This is a genomic window from Brevibacillus sp. SKDU10, assembly GCF_001645205.1.
Taxonomy (GTDB): Bacteria; Bacillota; Bacilli; order Brevibacillales; family Brevibacillaceae; genus Brevibacillus_B; species Brevibacillus_B halotolerans.
The window spans coordinates 71029-88207 of the sequence record NZ_LSSO01000135.1 but is presented as its reverse complement, the minus strand read 5'-3'; the positions used below and the strand labels follow the sequence as shown (position 1 = coordinate 88207).

Annotated in this window: 17 protein-coding genes; 7 read left to right on the top strand and 10 right to left on the bottom strand. The window is 40.4% G+C overall.

From position 1 onward, the window contains the following. Window positions 1-118: 118 nt before the first annotated feature. Both AYJ08_RS23935 and AYJ08_RS08195 read right to left on the bottom strand, forming a co-directional pair. Window positions 119-268: a hypothetical protein gene (locus tag AYJ08_RS23935; protein WP_197490613.1), complete on the bottom strand. Its 150-nt coding sequence runs from the start codon at window positions 266-268 to the stop codon at window positions 119-121. A gap of 107 nt (window positions 269-375) precedes the next feature. Then, window positions 376-663, bottom strand: coding sequence for a DUF2325 domain-containing protein (locus tag AYJ08_RS08195; protein ID WP_003334818.1), 288 nt, complete (start codon window positions 661-663; stop codon window positions 376-378). A 288-nt stretch (window positions 664-951) separates the two neighbouring features. Between AYJ08_RS08195 and AYJ08_RS08190 the strand changes: the two genes are divergently transcribed. After that, window positions 952-1599: an IMEF encapsulin system ferritin-like cargo protein gene (locus AYJ08_RS08190; protein ID WP_064017301.1), complete on the top strand. Its 648-nt coding sequence runs from the start codon at window positions 952-954 to the stop codon at window positions 1597-1599. 26 nt (window positions 1600-1625) lie between these two features. After that, a complete protein-coding gene (locus AYJ08_RS08185; protein ID WP_003334816.1) occupies window positions 1626-2468 on the top strand; it encodes a family 1 encapsulin nanocompartment shell protein in 843 nt (280 codons plus the stop codon). Window positions 2469-2634: 166 nt separating this feature from the next. On the opposite strand, the gene AYJ08_RS08180 is transcribed toward AYJ08_RS08185, so the two are convergent. The 7 genes from AYJ08_RS08180 to AYJ08_RS08150 form a co-directional block, all read right to left on the bottom strand. After that, window positions 2635-3108, bottom strand: a complete 474-nt coding sequence (locus tag AYJ08_RS08180; RefSeq protein ID WP_022585989.1) for a hypothetical protein — start codon at window positions 3106-3108, stop codon at window positions 2635-2637. A gap of 309 nt (window positions 3109-3417) precedes the next feature. Beyond that, window positions 3418-3711 (bottom strand): hypothetical protein, encoded by a 294-nt coding sequence (locus tag AYJ08_RS08175; RefSeq protein WP_003334814.1) that lies wholly within the window; start codon window positions 3709-3711, stop codon window positions 3418-3420. Continuing rightward, window positions 3705-3941, bottom strand: coding sequence for a helix-turn-helix transcriptional regulator (locus AYJ08_RS08170; RefSeq protein WP_003334813.1), 237 nt, complete (start codon window positions 3939-3941; stop codon window positions 3705-3707). Before AYJ08_RS08170 ends, AYJ08_RS08175 begins: the two co-directional genes overlap by 7 nt. Before the next feature lie 187 nt (window positions 3942-4128). Beyond that, a complete protein-coding gene (locus AYJ08_RS08165) occupies window positions 4129-5304 on the bottom strand; it encodes a pyridoxal phosphate-dependent aminotransferase (RefSeq protein WP_064017300.1) in 1176 nt (391 codons plus the stop codon). A 154-nt stretch (window positions 5305-5458) separates the two neighbouring features. Further along, a complete protein-coding gene (locus AYJ08_RS08160) occupies window positions 5459-6700 on the bottom strand; it encodes an efflux RND transporter periplasmic adaptor subunit (RefSeq protein WP_031413108.1) in 1242 nt (413 codons plus the stop codon). 21 nt (window positions 6701-6721) lie between these two features. Further along, window positions 6722-9850 (bottom strand): efflux RND transporter permease subunit, encoded by a 3129-nt coding sequence (locus AYJ08_RS08155; protein ID WP_064017299.1) that lies wholly within the window; start codon window positions 9848-9850, stop codon window positions 6722-6724. Next, a complete protein-coding gene (locus AYJ08_RS08150) occupies window positions 9825-10295 on the bottom strand; it encodes a MarR family winged helix-turn-helix transcriptional regulator (RefSeq protein WP_031413105.1) in 471 nt (156 codons plus the stop codon). Before AYJ08_RS08150 ends, AYJ08_RS08155 begins: the two co-directional genes overlap by 26 nt. A gap of 451 nt (window positions 10296-10746) precedes the next feature. Here AYJ08_RS08150 and AYJ08_RS08145 point away from each other — a divergent pair, with 451 nt between their 5' ends. The 3 genes from AYJ08_RS08145 (at window position 10747) to AYJ08_RS08135 (ending at window position 14445) form a co-directional block, all read left to right on the top strand. Then, window positions 10747-12219, top strand: coding sequence for a YcdB/YcdC domain-containing protein (locus tag AYJ08_RS08145; protein ID WP_064017298.1), 1473 nt, complete (start codon window positions 10747-10749; stop codon window positions 12217-12219). A gap of 74 nt (window positions 12220-12293) precedes the next feature. Beyond that, window positions 12294-12833 carry an RNA polymerase sigma factor gene (locus AYJ08_RS08140; RefSeq protein WP_064017297.1) on the top strand — a complete coding sequence of 180 codons (540 nt, stop codon included), beginning with the start codon at window positions 12294-12296 and terminating at the stop codon, window positions 12831-12833. Beyond that, window positions 12817-14445 carry a YcdB/YcdC domain-containing protein gene (locus AYJ08_RS08135; RefSeq protein ID WP_064017296.1) on the top strand — a complete coding sequence of 543 codons (1629 nt, stop codon included), beginning with the start codon at window positions 12817-12819 and terminating at the stop codon, window positions 14443-14445. The genes AYJ08_RS08140 and AYJ08_RS08135 overlap by 17 nt, the downstream gene beginning before the upstream one ends. 98 nt (window positions 14446-14543) lie before the next feature. Here AYJ08_RS08135 and moaC read toward each other — a convergent pair whose 3' ends face one another. Next, window positions 14544-15032, bottom strand: coding sequence for a cyclic pyranopterin monophosphate synthase MoaC (gene moaC / locus AYJ08_RS08130; RefSeq protein WP_003334804.1), 489 nt, complete (start codon window positions 15030-15032; stop codon window positions 14544-14546). A 254-nt stretch (window positions 15033-15286) separates the two neighbouring features. On the opposite strand from moaC, the gene moaD reads away from it, so the two are divergent. Next, the gene (gene moaD, locus AYJ08_RS08125) at window positions 15287-15991 is read left to right on the top strand and encodes a molybdopterin converting factor subunit 1 (protein ID WP_064017295.1); all 705 of its coding nucleotides are present in this window, start codon (window positions 15287-15289) and stop codon (window positions 15989-15991) included. A gap of 39 nt (window positions 15992-16030) precedes the next feature. Beyond that, complete coding sequence (locus tag AYJ08_RS08120; RefSeq protein ID WP_064017294.1) at window positions 16031-17059, top strand: ThiF family adenylyltransferase; 1029 nt, start codon at window positions 16031-16033, stop codon at window positions 17057-17059. Window positions 17060-17179: the final 120 nt, after the last annotated feature.

The window sequence follows — 17179 nt, the reverse complement described above, 5'->3', positions numbered from 1 at the left end:
TTTCATCAAAAAATAAAAAAAGCAAAATGGAATCGGTTCATCCATCTTGCTTTTATTCTCTATAAAAAATGATTTTCTCATAGTAATATTCATTGTCATAGTACACAGAAGTTAATAATTACACTTCCTGCTTTTTAGAAAACGCAATCAGATAGACTTCCTGACCGGTTTGAGTGTTGATTTCTTGTTCGATTTGCTTTAATTGTTGTAGCTGCGCAGAGTCTAACTCTGCAAATGGCATCTCACTAAGTTGTTTATTCGGTTCCATCTTCTCACCCACCTCCCAATTATTAAGGATATTTTTTATCATATCCCCAAAGGAAGGAAAGCATGCACGTATGTAATCGCCAAAGATTGGGTGGTTATTTTTCCTAACTAAGCACTTACGGTTTGCATTTGAAGCACTTGCGATACAGCCGAGCAAGAACGTTTACAAAAACAAATAGGTACTTGCTTATCTTTGGCCTTAGACTTGATCTTTTTAGCTAGGTTATGATTAACAAAATCGGTTAGAACCAAGATCATTTTAACATCAGATGGAATTTTTAAACTGGTTTCTGAGCTTTTTCTACCTGTGATGTGGTGAATCTTTTTGTACCCAACCTCTTCAAGTATTTGTAAGATGTTACCTAACCTATCCCCACCGATAATTAATATAGACATAATAAAAATCCTCCTTTAGATAGTGTGTGCATATGACTCTGATGGTCAAAAACAGTTCGAGCACTGTTTATTCGTTATATGTCTCTGAAGCGAAAAGTTAATTGAGAATAAATATCATTCTTATTGATAAATATTATCATTCCCAATTAAGTTTGACAATACTCTGTACTATTTTTTTCTCGTTTGTTCACACTATTTTTACAAGCTACAGCTCCATCCTTGATTGGATGGTTTTCCCACGGTTATAATCAGGCTATCACTAATTCTTAAAAAAGGAGGTGGGAGTTTATGTTGCAGGAAATTAAGCAGCTCCACACCATCTTTACCCGCACATTAGAAGGCATCAATGTTTTCCGCACCATGGTTCAACCTTTAATCGATCACGCTAGGGATGAACATATGAAGCTTTACTATCACCACATTTCTGAAGAAGAAGAACAACGGGAAGAGCGTTTGCATGATCTCGTTCCGCGTTTGTCTCAGCTCATTCAGGAAAAAAATTTGGACCAGCTAAGTGATCGCGAACTGTCTCATTTGCTCTCAGACCTAAACTTAGAACGATTTGGCCTGCACAATTTCCGTGAGCACTTGGAATTAGCGCTGTATGAATTTACAGACGAGCCTAGTCGTTTAAAGCTAGATAGCATGCGTGAAAACACACATCAGGATTATTTAGCAACCAAAGAGATCATGGTAAAGTTGAGTGAGAAATTCTCCGATGTCGTTCCAGCAAAAGTGGATACGCATGATCATGACCATGGACATGATATCCATCAGGTGAATCACTTTGAGGCTTCGTCTGCATTGCAGGATTCTAGCAGCTCTAAGCAGCCAGCAACAGTACATGCCGACACTCACAGCCACTCAGCAGAAACATCTGTTTTGAAAAAGAGACTTACTGTTGGAAGTCTGCGTCATCTCAATCGTCATGTATAAGAGAAAAGTTAAGATCGGAGGATTTTATGGATAAATCACAAAAATTCCCAGACTCCCCATTATCTAAGGAAGAATGGCGTCAATTAGATGAAACCATCGTTGACATGGCTCGCCGCCAACTGGTAGGCCGTCGATTCATTGACATTTATGGTCCATTAGGAGAAGGTATTCAAACCATTACCAACGATATTTATGATGAATCTCGTTTTGGAAATATGAGCTTGCGCGGTGAATCACTAGAGCTAACGCAACCTAGTAAACGTGTTAGCTTAACAATCCCGATCGTATACAAGGATTTCATGCTGTACTGGCGTGATATGGCACAAGCCCGTACATTGGGTATGCCAATTGACCTTAGCCCTGCTGCTAATGCCGCTAGCAGCTGCGCTCTTATGGAGGATGATCTGATCTTTAATGGTAATCCTGAGTTTGACCTACCAGGTATCATGAATGTGAAAGGACGCCTCACCCATATTAAGAGTGACTGGATGGAATCAGGAAATGCTTTTGCTGACATCGTAGAAGCTCGTAATAAGCTATTAAAAATGGGGCACAGCGGTCCTTATGCCCTTGTTGTATCTCCAGAACTGTATTCATTACTCCATCGTGTACACAAAGGTACCAATGTCCTTGAGATTGATCACATTCGCAACTTGGTTACAGATGGTGTATTCCAATCTCCAGTGATCAAAGGCGGTGCTCTGGTAGCTACAGGAAGACATAACCTGGACCTTGCCATTGCTGAGGATTTTGATTCTGCTTTCCTAGGAGACGAACAAATGAACAGCCTAATGCGTGTTTATGAGTGCGCTGTTCTCCGCATTAAACGTCCAAGTGCGATTTGCACATTAGAAATGACAGAGGAATAAAAGAGTTATACAAGAAAGAGAGATAGCCGTTTGTAAGCAGAAGGCTGTCTCTCTTTTCATTTCTTCATCGTTAACGTATTTTAGGGTCTGAATATTCAGTCTTTATTAAGGATAAAAAACCTTAGGGATGAACCTAAGGGTAGAATCCTTTCCATTTGGAAAATAATTAAGCAATCCGAACAACCTTTTGAGGATCAGTTGTATGTAAGAAAGGCATATCTACGTGGCTAGCCGCAATTTCATAGCCAATATCGCAGACTAAGATATCTACCTCTTCACGGAAAGGCAAAGTACAGCTTCCTTCGTTTAATTCACATAGACGTTTTAAATGTTTAAGTCGCTCGTTCACTTTTTGCTCACGCATATGTTGATTTTCTAAATCACAAACATTGACATGACGTGCATCTACGACCATGCTAATATCCTGAATATGAACGATTAAACGTTTTCCCTCTTCTGTAACAAATCCAAGCGAACAAAATTGAGAATCGGACATTTCTAGACGAGTAATCACCGCATGCTTATACTCTTCTCCAGAGCGAAGCTTGATGGTATCAGCTTCGACAGCACCACCTATTTTACGCTCGTTGGATACAACCGTATACATATCGGTATAACCGTTAATTTGGTATCTCGTCATCGGAAATTCACTCCTATTCTTATCCTATCTGCTAATGAGACTCATTATCAACTCCATCTGTATCGTATAATGAAAATCATTATTAGTCAATATTAAGACTGTAACTAATGCTTCTATCTACCAGATAGGTTTTCCTCGATAGCTCAGATCTAATCTGTAAAAATGGTCCAATATCCATTCGCTTAATTTACCAACATTTATCTATAGTCCCATAACATACAAAGAAGGCCTAATTGTAGACAGATCAGAATTTACATCTCGGCTACGATTAGGCAGTCTTATCAAAGCTAAAATTGTTATACCTATTGATTAAGCAGTTTTATTTTTATAAAAAATATAGACAGCAACCATAATGCCAGAGAACCAAATAGACATTAAAGCAAAATCTAAAGCAACTTTATATCCAAGGGAAACAAATGATAGCTTGGTTGTCAGAAAGGAAAGAAGGATTCCAATCACAGCAATGGAATACCCTAATGTATATCCATTAGCTAAAATTTGTTGACCACGTTCATCTTTTCCTTCTGACCTCGTGAAAGCAACGGTGTATGACACCGAAATGACATAGGTAATCACAAGAAAAATAAATAGAAACTCTAACATTCTGGCACATCTCCCTTATCTACTTCATATTGAAATACTTCATTTATATCAACCTCAAATAAATGAGCAATTTTAAAGGCTAGCATAAGAGACGGATTGTAGCGATTTGCTTCTAAAGACACAATCGTTTGTCTGCTAACACCTAATTTGTCAGCTACCTCCTTTTGCGACCAGCGTTTCTTTGCACGTAGCATAAATAATTCATTTCGTATTTTCCCTTCCTTTTCCAAAAAACCACATCCTCTCGACTTGAATGTAATATATTTTTTACATAATGTAAACAATTTTTATCAAAAAGTAAAAAATATATGCGTATCTAGCTTAAAAAAATCAAAATAAAAAGCTCACTAGCAGTATGTAAAACTGCCAGATGAGCTTAATTTATGAAGACTTCTGTACATGATCTTTTTTGGAGGCTTATTTCGTAAACAACTGTAGCTTCTGAATTCGTTTCACTGCTTCGCGCAAGCGCTCCTCTGTGTTCAACAGTCCTAACCGTACATATCCCTCACCATGCGCTCCAAAGCCTATCCCGGGAGCAACCATTACATGAGCTTTAAATAAGAGCTCATCAGCCAATTGGGCAGATGTATAACCAGTTGGAATGGGAAGCCAAGCAAAGAACGATCCCTGCGATGGTGTCGCCTTCCAGCCAATTTCATGCAGTGCTGTATACAGGGTGTTTCGGCGGCTTTCATAGGTAGCCACCAGCTCTCGGACACAGTCCTGAGAATCCATCATGGCTTTAGCCGCTGCCATTTGAACAGCACCGAACAAGCTTACAAAGTAATGGTCCTGCAATGTATTGATTAGCTTAACCAGCTCTTTGTTTCCTACCATTGCGCCTACACGCCAGCCTGCCATGTTATAGGTTTTTGATAGGGTATAGAACTCAACTCCTACCTCTTTTGCACCAGGAACCTGCATGAAACTGACTGGTTTTTTTCCATCAAAGGAAATGGCTCCATATGCAAAATCAGAACAAACAACAATTTCATGCTTTCGAGCAAACTTGATGGTTTCCTCATAAAATTCGAAAGGTGCGTTGACTGCTGTCGGGTTGTTCGGATAGTTTAAAAACATCAGTTTAGCTTTTTCTAAATCAGCCGCATCTAATTGGCCATAATCAGGTAAAAACTGATTATCTGCAGTCAAAGGCATGGGAACCATACGTCCGCCTACCACAGCTACTCCAGACCAATAATCTGGATACCCAGGATCAGGAACCAAGGCGACATCTCCCGGATTCATCAATACCTGACAAATCTCTACTAGCCCTGTCTTACTGCCAAATAAAATGGCTACCTCTTCTTCTGGGTCAAGGTCTACATCAAATTCCTGCTTATACCAATGAGCTACGGCTTGCTTTAATTCCAGCCGTCCCTGAAAAGGTGGATACTTATGATGCATGGGATCTTTCGCCTGTTTTGCCATTTCTTCTACTATATGGGGAGGTGTCGGTAAATCAGGATTTCCCTGCCCCAGATTAATAACGTCATGACCCTCACTAATTACCCTGTTAACCTTTGCTACCATCGTTGAAAAAAATTGGGTTGGTAACTGTTCCATCATGGAAGCAGGCGTGATACGCATCGCTTTCCCTACTTTCTTTTTCAGAGTAAACTGACATTTATGTAATCAAAAACAGCTTTTTGATCTGTAAGAGAAAGACCCCTTTCTTTTTGTAAGCAAAGAAAGGAGTCGTTTGTAACAATGATTTTATACTAGTTAGTGTAGCTAGTTTTTGTCAATCCATTTTTTGAATCTCAACTTTTCCTCCGTCTTTAAGCATGGACTGGCCTCTGATAACTACTTTTTCTCCCAAAGAAACACCTTTTTTAATTTCAATTAGATCGCTTGATTCCTCGCCAGTTTCAACAGCTACTTTCTTAGCGATGTCGCCTTCCACTTTATAGATATACTTTTTGCCGTTTTCATCGAACACAGCTTTGCGTGGAATGGCGACAGCCTTCTGAGCTTTGCTGGAGGCTGATTGGATTTTTAAATTAACAACCATATCTGCCTTTAATTCGTTTTTCGGATTTGGCACGGTTATTTCGATTGGATATGCTTTCAACTGTTGATCCATTGTAGGACTGATAGCAGTAATTGTAGCCTCTATTTTTTTATTCAAGGCAGTCAATTCAACCGTTGTACGATCCCCTACTTTTATCTTAGTAATTTCATCCTCTGATAAGTTTGCTTTTACTAAGAGCGGATTGGTGTTAACTAGGACAACAACTGGGACCTGCCCTGAAGCTATTTCTCCCACATGTCCACCCACCTGAGCTACAAAGCCAGAGATTGGAGCTGTTACTGTAGAATTGCTCAACTGCTCACGGGCACTGGCAAGCGCAACTCTCGCTTGGTTAACAGAAGCTTCTGAAACCACGATGCCTGATTTTTTAGAGGCTGAGTTATAGTCTACCTTTGCGTTATTAAAAGCAGTTTCCGCATTCTTCAATGCTGCTTGCGCTTGTTCATTCTGCTGCTGAGCCAGAGCTCCTTGATTAAATAGCTCCTGGCTTCGAGTGGCGTCACGCTTTGCATCCTGATAGGCACGCTCTGCCTGTGCTAATGCATTCTTAGCTGTTTCAACAGATTGTGCTGTGCTAGTACCGCTTTGGTTTAGTCCTGCTACCGAAACCTGATACTGGGCTTCGGCCTGGCGAACCGCATTTCTGAGGTCATCTTGGTCTAGCGTAAATAATACAGATCCTTTTTGTACATATTGACCCAGCTTTACGTTTAAGGTTTGAATTTTACCTGGTGCTTTTGGTGAGATTTTTACTTCCTGGCTCGGAGCCAATTTACCAGTATAACCTGCTCCTGAAGCGATAGAATCTTCTATTGCTGGGCTTATTTGCACTGGAGTAGGCGCTTCCGCCTCGGCAACCTGAGGAGCTGCAGCCGGTTCTTCGCCCGTGCACCCCGTTACTGTCAAAGCAGCAACGAGTATAAGCGGTAAGCCCCATTTACTTTTTACCATTGTTAATCCTCCTTTACCTCATTACACTTCTTCTACTACAGTTGGCGTATTCTTCTTTTTCCGATTAAAACGATTCTTGAACTTACGGCCCCAGTTATCAAATGTGACATATACGACAGGGACAAGTACAAGAGTGATTAGCGTGGAGAATGTTAGACCGAAAATAACCACCACTGCCATTGGAGCTTGGGATTCGTTACCGGAACCGCCTGCAAAAGCTAGTGGAGTAATTGCTAGAACAGTCGCTAACGTAGTCATCATGATCGGACGCAGACGAATTGGACCAGCTTTTAAGATTGCAGCATCTCGATCTAAACCGTCCTTGCGAGCTGTAATAATGTAATCCATAAGAACGATCGCATTATTTACAACAATACCTACTAACAAGATATAACCAATCAGGGCTGGTACTGACAATGGTTGACCTGTCACAAACAATCCAACCACAACCCCAATAAAGGTAGGCGGCACAGAGAACATGATGATAAACGGACTAAATAGGGACTCAAATTGGCTTGCCATAACCATGTAGACAAGAACAATAGACAAGAGAATCGCCAGACCTAGACTGCCAAAGGATTCTTCCATATCTTTAGACTGACCGCCGTATTCAATATGGTATCCATCTGGAAGATTCAATTGTGCCAGTTTTTCTTGAACCTCACCCATAATCGAGTTCAGGTCACGACCACTAGTATCTGCGGTAATTGTAACCTCACGAGTCTGATCCGCACGTTTAATCATTTGTGCTACTTCCACTTTTTCCACTTTAGCAATAGCACCTATTGATACTTGCGCCCCACTAGGAGTAGTAACCGTCAGACGCTCTAAATGCTTTGGCTCATCCTGAATCGTTTTTGGCAAACGAACTTTTACGTCAACCTCATCGTCACCTGTCTGATAACGAGTTAAGGTTTGCCCTTCAAAAGCCGTCCGTACATATGACAGAACCTGTTGTGTACTTAGGCCATATTGACTTGCCTTTTCACGATCGACTACTACCTGGAACTCTCGGTCTTTTTCTTCTAAAGAGGTGGTTATGTTTGCCGTTCCAGAAACCTTGCCGACCACACCCATAATAATATTACTGATATCATCTAATACCTCTAAATCATCGCCACGCAAGCTGATTTCCAGTGGCGTGCCGCCCATGCCACCCATGCCATCCAAATGTTTAACCGTAATTTCTGCACCAGGTATATTTTTGACCTGATTTCGTAAGTCATCAATGATTTGATCTGTGGTACGTGTACGCTCTTTTGCATCTACTAGGGTAAGCTGTAGCTCTCCGCGGTTCGTAGCACTATTCGCTAGCACAGATACACCCGCACTCCCAATGGATACATACAATTCTTTTAGCTCAGGTACCTTTTTCACTATTCCTTCAAGCTCGTTAATGACCTTTTCCGTTTCCTGAATGCGCGTGTTATTAGCTAGTTTCGCAGCTACAGTAATTTTTCCTTGGTCCATGGAAGGAATAAATTCCGCTCCAATAAACGGTGTCAAAATGATAGCACCCACAAACATAAGGGCTACAGCAAGGTAAACGGTCTTACGCCAATTGATTGCCCATTTTAGGAATCTTCCATAGTAATGAGAAAGTTTCGTAAAGCCAATGTTAAACCATGTGATCGGATTGAAGCCCCGATACGTTCCAGAATGGTAGATTTCTTCATCCGGGATGCGTTTCAAAATTCGTGCTGACATCATAGGCACAAGTGCAATAGATGCTAAAAGTGCCGCTATATGTGAGTACACAACCGTTAGTGCCAATGGTCCGAATAATTGAGAAGCTAATCCTTCAACGAACATGATCGGCAAGAATACACAAATCTGCGCAAGAGCAGAAGCCATGACCGCTGTTCCCACCTCTTGGGAACCAAAGCGAGCAGCTTGCACCATTGATTTGCCTTCCTGTCGATGTCTGAAAATATTTTCTAGGATAACGACAGCGAAGTCAACCAACGAGCCTAGTCCAAGTGTTAAACCACCAAGCGAGATCAGGTTGATTGTCTGACCCGTAAAATACATTAAGCAGAAGGTAGCAATTACGGAAATCGGAATTACAACTGCAATAATTAAAACAGAGCGAACGCTATTTAAAAACAAGAGCAGAATAATGGTCGAGAATGCTGCCCCTACCAAGGCATGCTCAGCCACTGTGTAGATTGAATCTTTAATAAACTGTGAAGAATCCGTGATCATGGAAATTTCAGTTCCTGGTGGCAGATTCTCCTTTAGCTTTTCAATCTCTAATTTGGCTGCATCTGCAACTTTAATGGTATTTCCACCTGAAGCTTTCGTAACAGAAATTCCTACAGTTGGTTTCCCATTATAATAACTGAACTGGGTTTGTTCCTTATACGTATCCTCGACAAAAGCAATATTTTTTAGCGGAATAGTTGAAGCACCAACCACTATAGGTGTTTCACCAATATCCTTAATCGTTGTATATTCTCCTTGGACGCGAATGCTTAGCTTTTTATCACCTTCACGTACCATACCAGCTGCTCCAGAAAGGTTAGTCCCCATTAAAGCCTGCTGTACTTGTTCCAAAGTAATACCGTAAGCAGTGATTTTGTCAGAATCAAGCGTTACTTCTATGATACGTTCCTTCCCACCATTAACTCCGACAGAAGCGACTCCATCAATACGTTCAATTCGAGATTTAATAACATTATCAGCTAATTCCTTTAGCTTCGTAATATCATTATTACCTGTTAAAGCAAACGTCATGATTGGCTCACTATTTGGGTCTAGCTTAAGAACGCGCGGCGCTTTAGCCGTGTCTGGCAATGCTCCCCGCACCTGATCTACCTTGTCACGCATGTTTAGCGTGGCTTGGTCCATGTTTGTGCCCCAATTAAACTGGACGATAACCTGTGAGGCTCCACTCATGGAAAACGACGATAACTTACTTACATTAGGAACAGTCCCTAATGCCTCCTCTACAGGCTTTGTTACTAATTTTTCCACTGATGCAGGTGTCCCGCCCTCAACCGAGGTTACAACAACAGCAACCGGCAGGTTCAGGTTAGGATAGAGTTCTACCGCCAATTTGGGTAGCGACACGAATCCAAAAATGAGGACGGCTAATGCCAGCATCACGATGGTTACGGGTCGATTAATCGCAAACCTTGAAATGTTCATCTTTGTTCCCTCTCTCCTTTAATAAGGAATGATATTTTTTCTCAAGATAATGATTGAGCAATTCTAAAGATTGAGTAATTTGTTTTCGTTCATGTTCCTTCATCCCCTCAAATAATTCGGGTAAGTACTGATCTTTCATTAGCGGAAATCGTTTTTGAAGCTGAGAAAAATCTTGAGCAAGAAAAACCCAGACTATGCGTCTGTCGTTATGATCTCGCTTGCGAGTCACCAAGTTCGCTTTTTCCAAACGATCAATGATGCCAGAAACGGTGCTATAGGATAATTCTAGACTTTTACTGATTTCTCCAATTGTCTTCGGATTATCTTTTACTTGATGAATTACCATAATCTGAGGTTTAGTAATGCCGCTCTTCACCAGCTCTTGTGTAAAAATACCGATGTATAAATTCCACATGTCCATCAATCGATCAGTGAGCTCATTCATAGAATTACGGCAACCTCCTCCTACTTTTTTTATTTCGCTATACGAAACATTATGTCATGGTGATTACCTTGTATCAAGAAATTTCCAAAGCTATTTATGCCTAAAAGCAGCTTCTGTCATTGGTCTAACTGATAATACGTAACTCCTTACAAAAAATTTCTCTTTCCAATAATTTGATGTGCTTTTTTGTGTGAATTATAGAAAAGTTTATCTTTTTTTCATTAGAATGTCGACCGTATCCCTTTTTCCTTATATCAATTAAATCTGCGTAACTTCAGCTTGAAAGCAAGCTGGGGACCCCTTCTTACCACCGTATGCCCCCTCTATTGTCACTCCCTTGAAGAAGTTCGTTTTTATAAAATTCCCTTTTTAAAAAATAATTGTAACTTTTCTTTTTTTATTCTCGACCTTGTATGTGAGCAAGAAAAATGAAAAGAAAAGGAAGATAATTATGAAAAAACCAACGAATAAAACAGTCTTGAGTCTTATGGCAGCCCTTATGCTTTCATCAACTCCGGTATGGGCTAGTGCCAAAACAATTTCAGAAGAACCTGAAAAAATTCAAACTATACAGGAGTTAGATCAGGTAGTAAAAAAATCCATCAAACAATTGACTGAAATTCTTCCTGAATTAAAAGAGTTAACTCGAATTGAGGTTTTACCTTATTCTGAAGGAAAAACAAGAGTTGTTCTTTCTAAAGAAAAAGGCATGAAGTTCCCATCCGCTGATATCATAATAGATTCTAAGTCAGGGGTTATTCAAGAATTTGATATTAGAAAAAAAGATGTTTATTCCGATGAACCAGCTGACAAAGAAATGGCCAAGGAAAAAGGAGAAGCTTTTCTGAAAAAACTTCTAGGTGATCGCGCTGATCAGTATAAAGTCAGAGAAAAAATTGGAACTGGAGGAGGAGATGGCACTACTGATAGACACGCTTGGATTAACATCTCATTTAATCGTGTAATCGATGACATTGAACTTAAGGATGATCAATATTATTTTCAAATAAATCCAAATGGAGATATTATTGGTATGGAAAAGAGAAATGCAACCAGTTCTGATGAAGAACTACCAAAGCCGGAAAAACTAATCAGTAAAAAACAAGTAGAAGAAACACTGTCTAAAATGATTTTCTCTTATATTTCAGCAGATGATGGAAGAGTAGTCTATCTCTTTAACAGTACTCCCTACGTGAATGCTGAAACGGGAGAAAAAATCGGCACCTTCCAAGATACTTTCTACTCTGATGCCTATCCAGCAAATGCAAGTGGTAAAAAATTAGTAGCTCATACACCTGATGAGGCTGCTGAAATTCTACAGTCAGTATTAGGCTTTGATGTAAAAGGATTGACCTTAGCTGAAGAACCAGATAAGGACACTTTAGTGTATAGATGGTACAAAAAAGACGAGGCTGTTGCTATGGTTAAGACAAAAGACGACCAAGTACTGTCAGTAGTAATCGATGATGAAAACAAAGATGATGAAAAAGCTGCAATCTCTCCGGAGAAAGGTCAAGAACTCGCTGTAAAAACTCTTCAAAAGTATTTAGGTGACGATGTAAAAGAATTAATCAATAAATCTTGGAAAACAAACAAAGGACCAGGCATTGTAATCCATTACGAAATCCATCAAGCTCATGAAGGAATTTTAGTTTCCGACCGTACTTATTCAGTAACAGTGAACCGTGCTACTGGCAAAGTAACAGCCATTCGCGGCCTAGGTACAACTTCTGACAAGCTACCAGAAAAGGATTCTATTATTGACCCTGAAACAGCTACAAAAGCTCTACTTAAAGAAACTCCACTTACGCTTGTCTATATTACTGCAAACACCACTGGCAACAAAGGAGACGCATATCTTGCCTATACAGTAGACAGAGACGTACGTATCAATGGAATTACTGGAGAACGAGAAGAAGAATAATCTATAAATAACCAATCACTCCAAAGCCATCCTTTTTGTTGAGGATGGCTTTTATCCAGGAGGGGAATTATGCCTTGACGGAAGACGAAAAGGAACATATCCAGCATATATACCGTACTTATTATCAGGACATCTATCAATTTCTAGTCTTTTTTACAGGCGATCAAAACGAAGCAGAGGATTTGACACAGGAGGTCTTTATTCGTCTGTTCCGCTCTTTGTCCAGCTATGATGGACGTTCTCCGCTAAAGCTATACATACTTTCTATTGCTCGTTATACAGCAATCGATCATTATCGTAAAAAAAAGCTTAAATATGTCTTTTCAGACTATTGGATAAAAAAAATACCGGCCACATTTGGATTACCTGAAAAGGAATTACAGCATAAGGAATTACAGCAGAACCTACAGCAAATCTTTCAGTCACTGAAGCCGAAGCATAGAATGGTCATTATCCTCCGCGGTTTACGCGAGCTTTCGATTAAAGAAACTGCGGAAATTTTAGGGTGTAGTGAGGCAAAAGTAAAAGTCGACTACCATCGTGCCCTGAAGATTATGCAAAAGAAATGTCTTATTCCCACGATGGGAGGATTATACGATGAACTTGCCAAGTGAAAAAGAGATTTTACACGCTTTAAAGCAAAGAGAAGATTTACAACCGCGATCTCAATTTGTAGAAGAGTGTGAAGTAGCAATTATCAAAAGGCTTGCAAAAAAGAAACGTACCCACATCTGGTATCTTCGAACTGTGAAAATATCCTGTATCGGCGCTGCCGTCATGCTAGTGATGTGGCTTGGCTCTCCTCTGCGTTATCAGCCATTGGAATGGTCACAAACAGAGCCTATTGTCACCGAACCGTTACATAACGAGCCCCTACCTTCTATTCCCAAACCTCCTATAGAGAAAAAAGGGCCAACGATTCGTCCAACTGTTCCGGTTCCTACACCCACTCCGATCCAAGTTCCAGATCGAGTACCAGCACCACCTTTAGTATCAGATCGAGATCACAAGCCAGTGCCAATTCTTGATTCTGATCAAGTTAAAGAAAAGATATCAGAGTCGGTTGTGGATAAAAAAGAGGTTCCTTTTGTAGAACAGCACCAAATGACTGAGTTTGAACAAATAGCGTTCGATTATCTAAAACCAAGGCTTGGAGATTCTATCAATAACTTTCAAAGCTTTGTTGGTACAAAAGGAAAAGTAACAGGTCAAGTAGTATATTATCGAATGGTTCACAATACTCCTATTCTCGATCAAAATATAAATCTATCAATAAGTGTCCAAACAAAAAACGTATATTCTACTATTCAAGGTAATATTATGGAAGGTATTGATCCACATCATTTCCCTCTCCCTAAAGATGTATTGCCAAAAACAGAAGTAGAAGAATTTCTTGAAAAAGAGATGCGCCTTGTTTATTTGAAAACAGAAGCAAACCAGTATGTATTAGGATACCAACCTGCTATCTATGGATATATTGATGCAAAGAACGGTGAATGGTTAGATTCGTCATATAGACAGCTTGATAAATCAAGTGAAAGGACTATTCTCCTTACTTCAACAGAGCAATTATCTGCTAAGTCGGAAGAAGAAGCACAGTCAATCTTAGCTGATTTGTTCACTGTGAACACGCAAAAAATTAGCATGCAGAGTAGTTCATCCTATAAAAAATCTCAAAAATATATTTGGGTAGACGAAACAGGAAAACGTGGGAGTATGGAGGTAGATTGGTCCAGTGGTCAGCTTCTAGAATATTTTTATAAACCTGAAACAAATCATGCTTCTACTCAAATAAATAAAGCAGAAGCTCAGCAAAAGGCGATCACTCTACTAGAGCATATCGTTCCCGTACAAATAAAAGAGCTTAAGTTAGACATCAGCAAGGAAATGACTAATAATTCTTCTATTACTTTTACTTTTTATCCCGTTTATGAAGGAGCCCCTGTGATAAGTCATCCTTATCATGTCACAATTGATATGAATACAGGTACAATCACGAATTATCAGGGTAGCTCTTTTGATCCGGAATTGTTACCTAAACAAACAAACATACTTTCAATTAAAGAAGCCACACAGGCCTATATTAAGACCTATCCGTTTCAGCTAGCTTATATCTTGCCTACTCACAATGAAGCGCCTAGTTTGGTGTATACTTCTTTACCAGTAAATATCGACCGCCATACCATTGATGCAAAAACGGGGCAACTGCTAAAGGATACAGACTAATCATAAATCAGCCACCTTCTCTACTGCTAGAAAAGGTGGCTCCTTCTATAGATGAATCCATAATTATAAGATGGCTACTCTGTCTGCATGATGTGCATCTATCCCTCTACCCGCTCATAGTCCCCACTCTTGCCACCTGTTTTTTTCACCAGATAGGTAGGACCAATAACCATTTCCTTATCCATTGCCTTGCACATATCGTAGATCGTGAGTGTTACAGCACTCGCAGCAGTCAACGCTTCCATTTCTACTCCTGTTTTCCCTGTTGTTTTCACTTTAACCCATACCCCGATAGTATCCTCCCCTTCAAATTCATATGTAACATCTACGCCAGTTAAGGCTAAAGGGTGGCACATTGGAATCATATCTGAGGTTTTTTTTGCTGCCATAATGCCCGCTACTTGTGCTACAGCCAGTACATCCCCTTTGCTGATTTTCCCTTCTTTTACGCGTAGCAAGGTCTCCGGCTTCATTACAACACGGCTTCTAGCAACCGCCTCACGTTTCGTAACATCTTTATCTGAGATATCTACCATGCGCGCCCTGTTTTGTTCATTAAAATGTGTAAGCTGATCGTGTGTAGACATAAATGATTTCTCCTTTTTTACAAACGTACTATCTCTCCTTGATTCTATGCTACTGTAATCGATTTGACTAATCAAATAAGCAAATCTTCCTACTACTCTCTTCCACGTTTCGCCTTCTTTGTCTTTTTCCACTAAAAGAAAGGAGCGATTGTTTCATGACTTAGCTTCCGCCCTTCATTTCGCCATAGTGATATGGTATGTTCAAGAGGGAAACGGAAAATAGTAAGCAGAACGAAAGAAAAGAGGCTAATAACATGCAGGTTACCCTATTATTATTCGCCGGTTTAGCAGAACGCGCCGGACAAAATAGCATACAAATCGAATTGCCTGATTCTAGTACCGTACAAGATTTACTCGATAAGCTGCCGCATGAATATCCAGCTTTGAAGGAACTGCTATCCAGTTGCTTTGTATCAGTCAATCAAGAGTACGCAGATCACCATACTATTATAAAGGAAAACGACGAAGTAGCTATTCTCCCTCCTGTAAGCGGAGGCGAAGAGCCACGTTTTGCGATAACAGAAGCCCCTCTCTCGGTAGAACCTTTAATCAAACAAGTTTCTCACCGTAACTGCGGAGCTATTTTAACCTTTATCGGCACAGTACGTGAAATGACGCAAGGTCAGCGTACTGTCTATCTCTCATATGAAGCCTATATTCCCATGGCCATCGAAAAGCTTAAACAGGTCGAGTCAGAAATTCATGAGCGCTGGGAAAATGTACGTGTAGCCATCCACCATCGAATTGGCGATCTTCAAATTGAAGAAATCGCAGTAGTCATTGCCGTCTCCTCCCCACACCGTAATGATTCCTTTGAAGCTGGTCGCTATGCGATTGAGCGTTTAAAACAAATCGTCCCGATATGGAAAAAGGAAATATGGGAGGATGGAAACGAGTGGAAAGGGCATCAGCTAGGGCCTTGGAATCCAACCGCTGACTTGGATAGTGAGAAAAAGTAGTGTATTTCTGATTGTTAGGATGGAGTGAGCATAGAAATCATGAATGATAACAGATATTCGAGACAAATTTTATTCGCCCCGATCGGAGTGGCTGGACAAGAACGTTTGCGCAACAGTCGTGTTGCCATTGTTGGGATGGGAGCGCTGGGAACAGTGCTCTCCAACCATCTCGTTCGTGCTGGTGTCGGGTTTGTACGGTTTATAGATCGAGATTTTGTAGAACCAAGCAATTTACAACGTCAAATGCTATATGACGAGGAAGATGCGAGACAACATTTGCCAAAAGCGATAGCCACCTATGAAAAATTATCTAAAATAAATTCAGATGTAGCATTGGAGCCTATCGTAGCGGATGTTACTGCTTTTCATGCCGAAAAATATTTATCAGATATTGATCTTATTTTAGACGCTACCGATAACTTTCAGGTGCGCTATCTTATTAATGATGTAGCGGTTAAACATAATATCCCGTGGATTTATGGCGGAGCTGTCAGCGCAACTGGGACATATACTGCTATTCGTCCTGGTAAAACACCCTGCCTACGTTGTCTTTTTCCCGAAGCACCGAAGCCAGGCACAACCGCCACATGTGATACAGCCGGCGTAATTGGACCAATCATACATGTGGTTGCCTCCTATCAGGCGACAGAAGCTTTTAAAATCCTTTTACAGGCAACAAATGCCTACAATCCTCATCTGGAGCATTTCGATTTATGGAATAATACCCACCAGCAAATTAAAGTTCTAAAGGCAAAGCGTCCTGACTGCCCCACTTGTGGACAACGAAAATTTGAGTTTCTGGAGGCTAGCCCTGATGATGAGCTAGCTACAGCCTTATGTGGTCGAGATACGGTACAACTAAGCCCTCGTGAAGCAATTACGCTTGATTTGTCTCAACTAGCAGAACGACTCGCTCCACTAGGAACTGTGGAACAGAATCGTTTCTTATTGCGGTTCCACATCGATTCCTACACTTTAGTAATCTTTCCAGACGGACGTGTGCTCGTTCAAAATACCGACGATATCGCTACTGCACGTAGCTTATTCGCCAAATTTATCGGTAATTAGGTAATTTTGTTACTATTTTGTGAAAATAGGGTGGAAGAGTAACAAGCTTTCGAGTATAATAAATTTGCAACGGAAACGAAACGTGGTTTCATCTAGTGAAACAAACAGGTAAGGAATTAT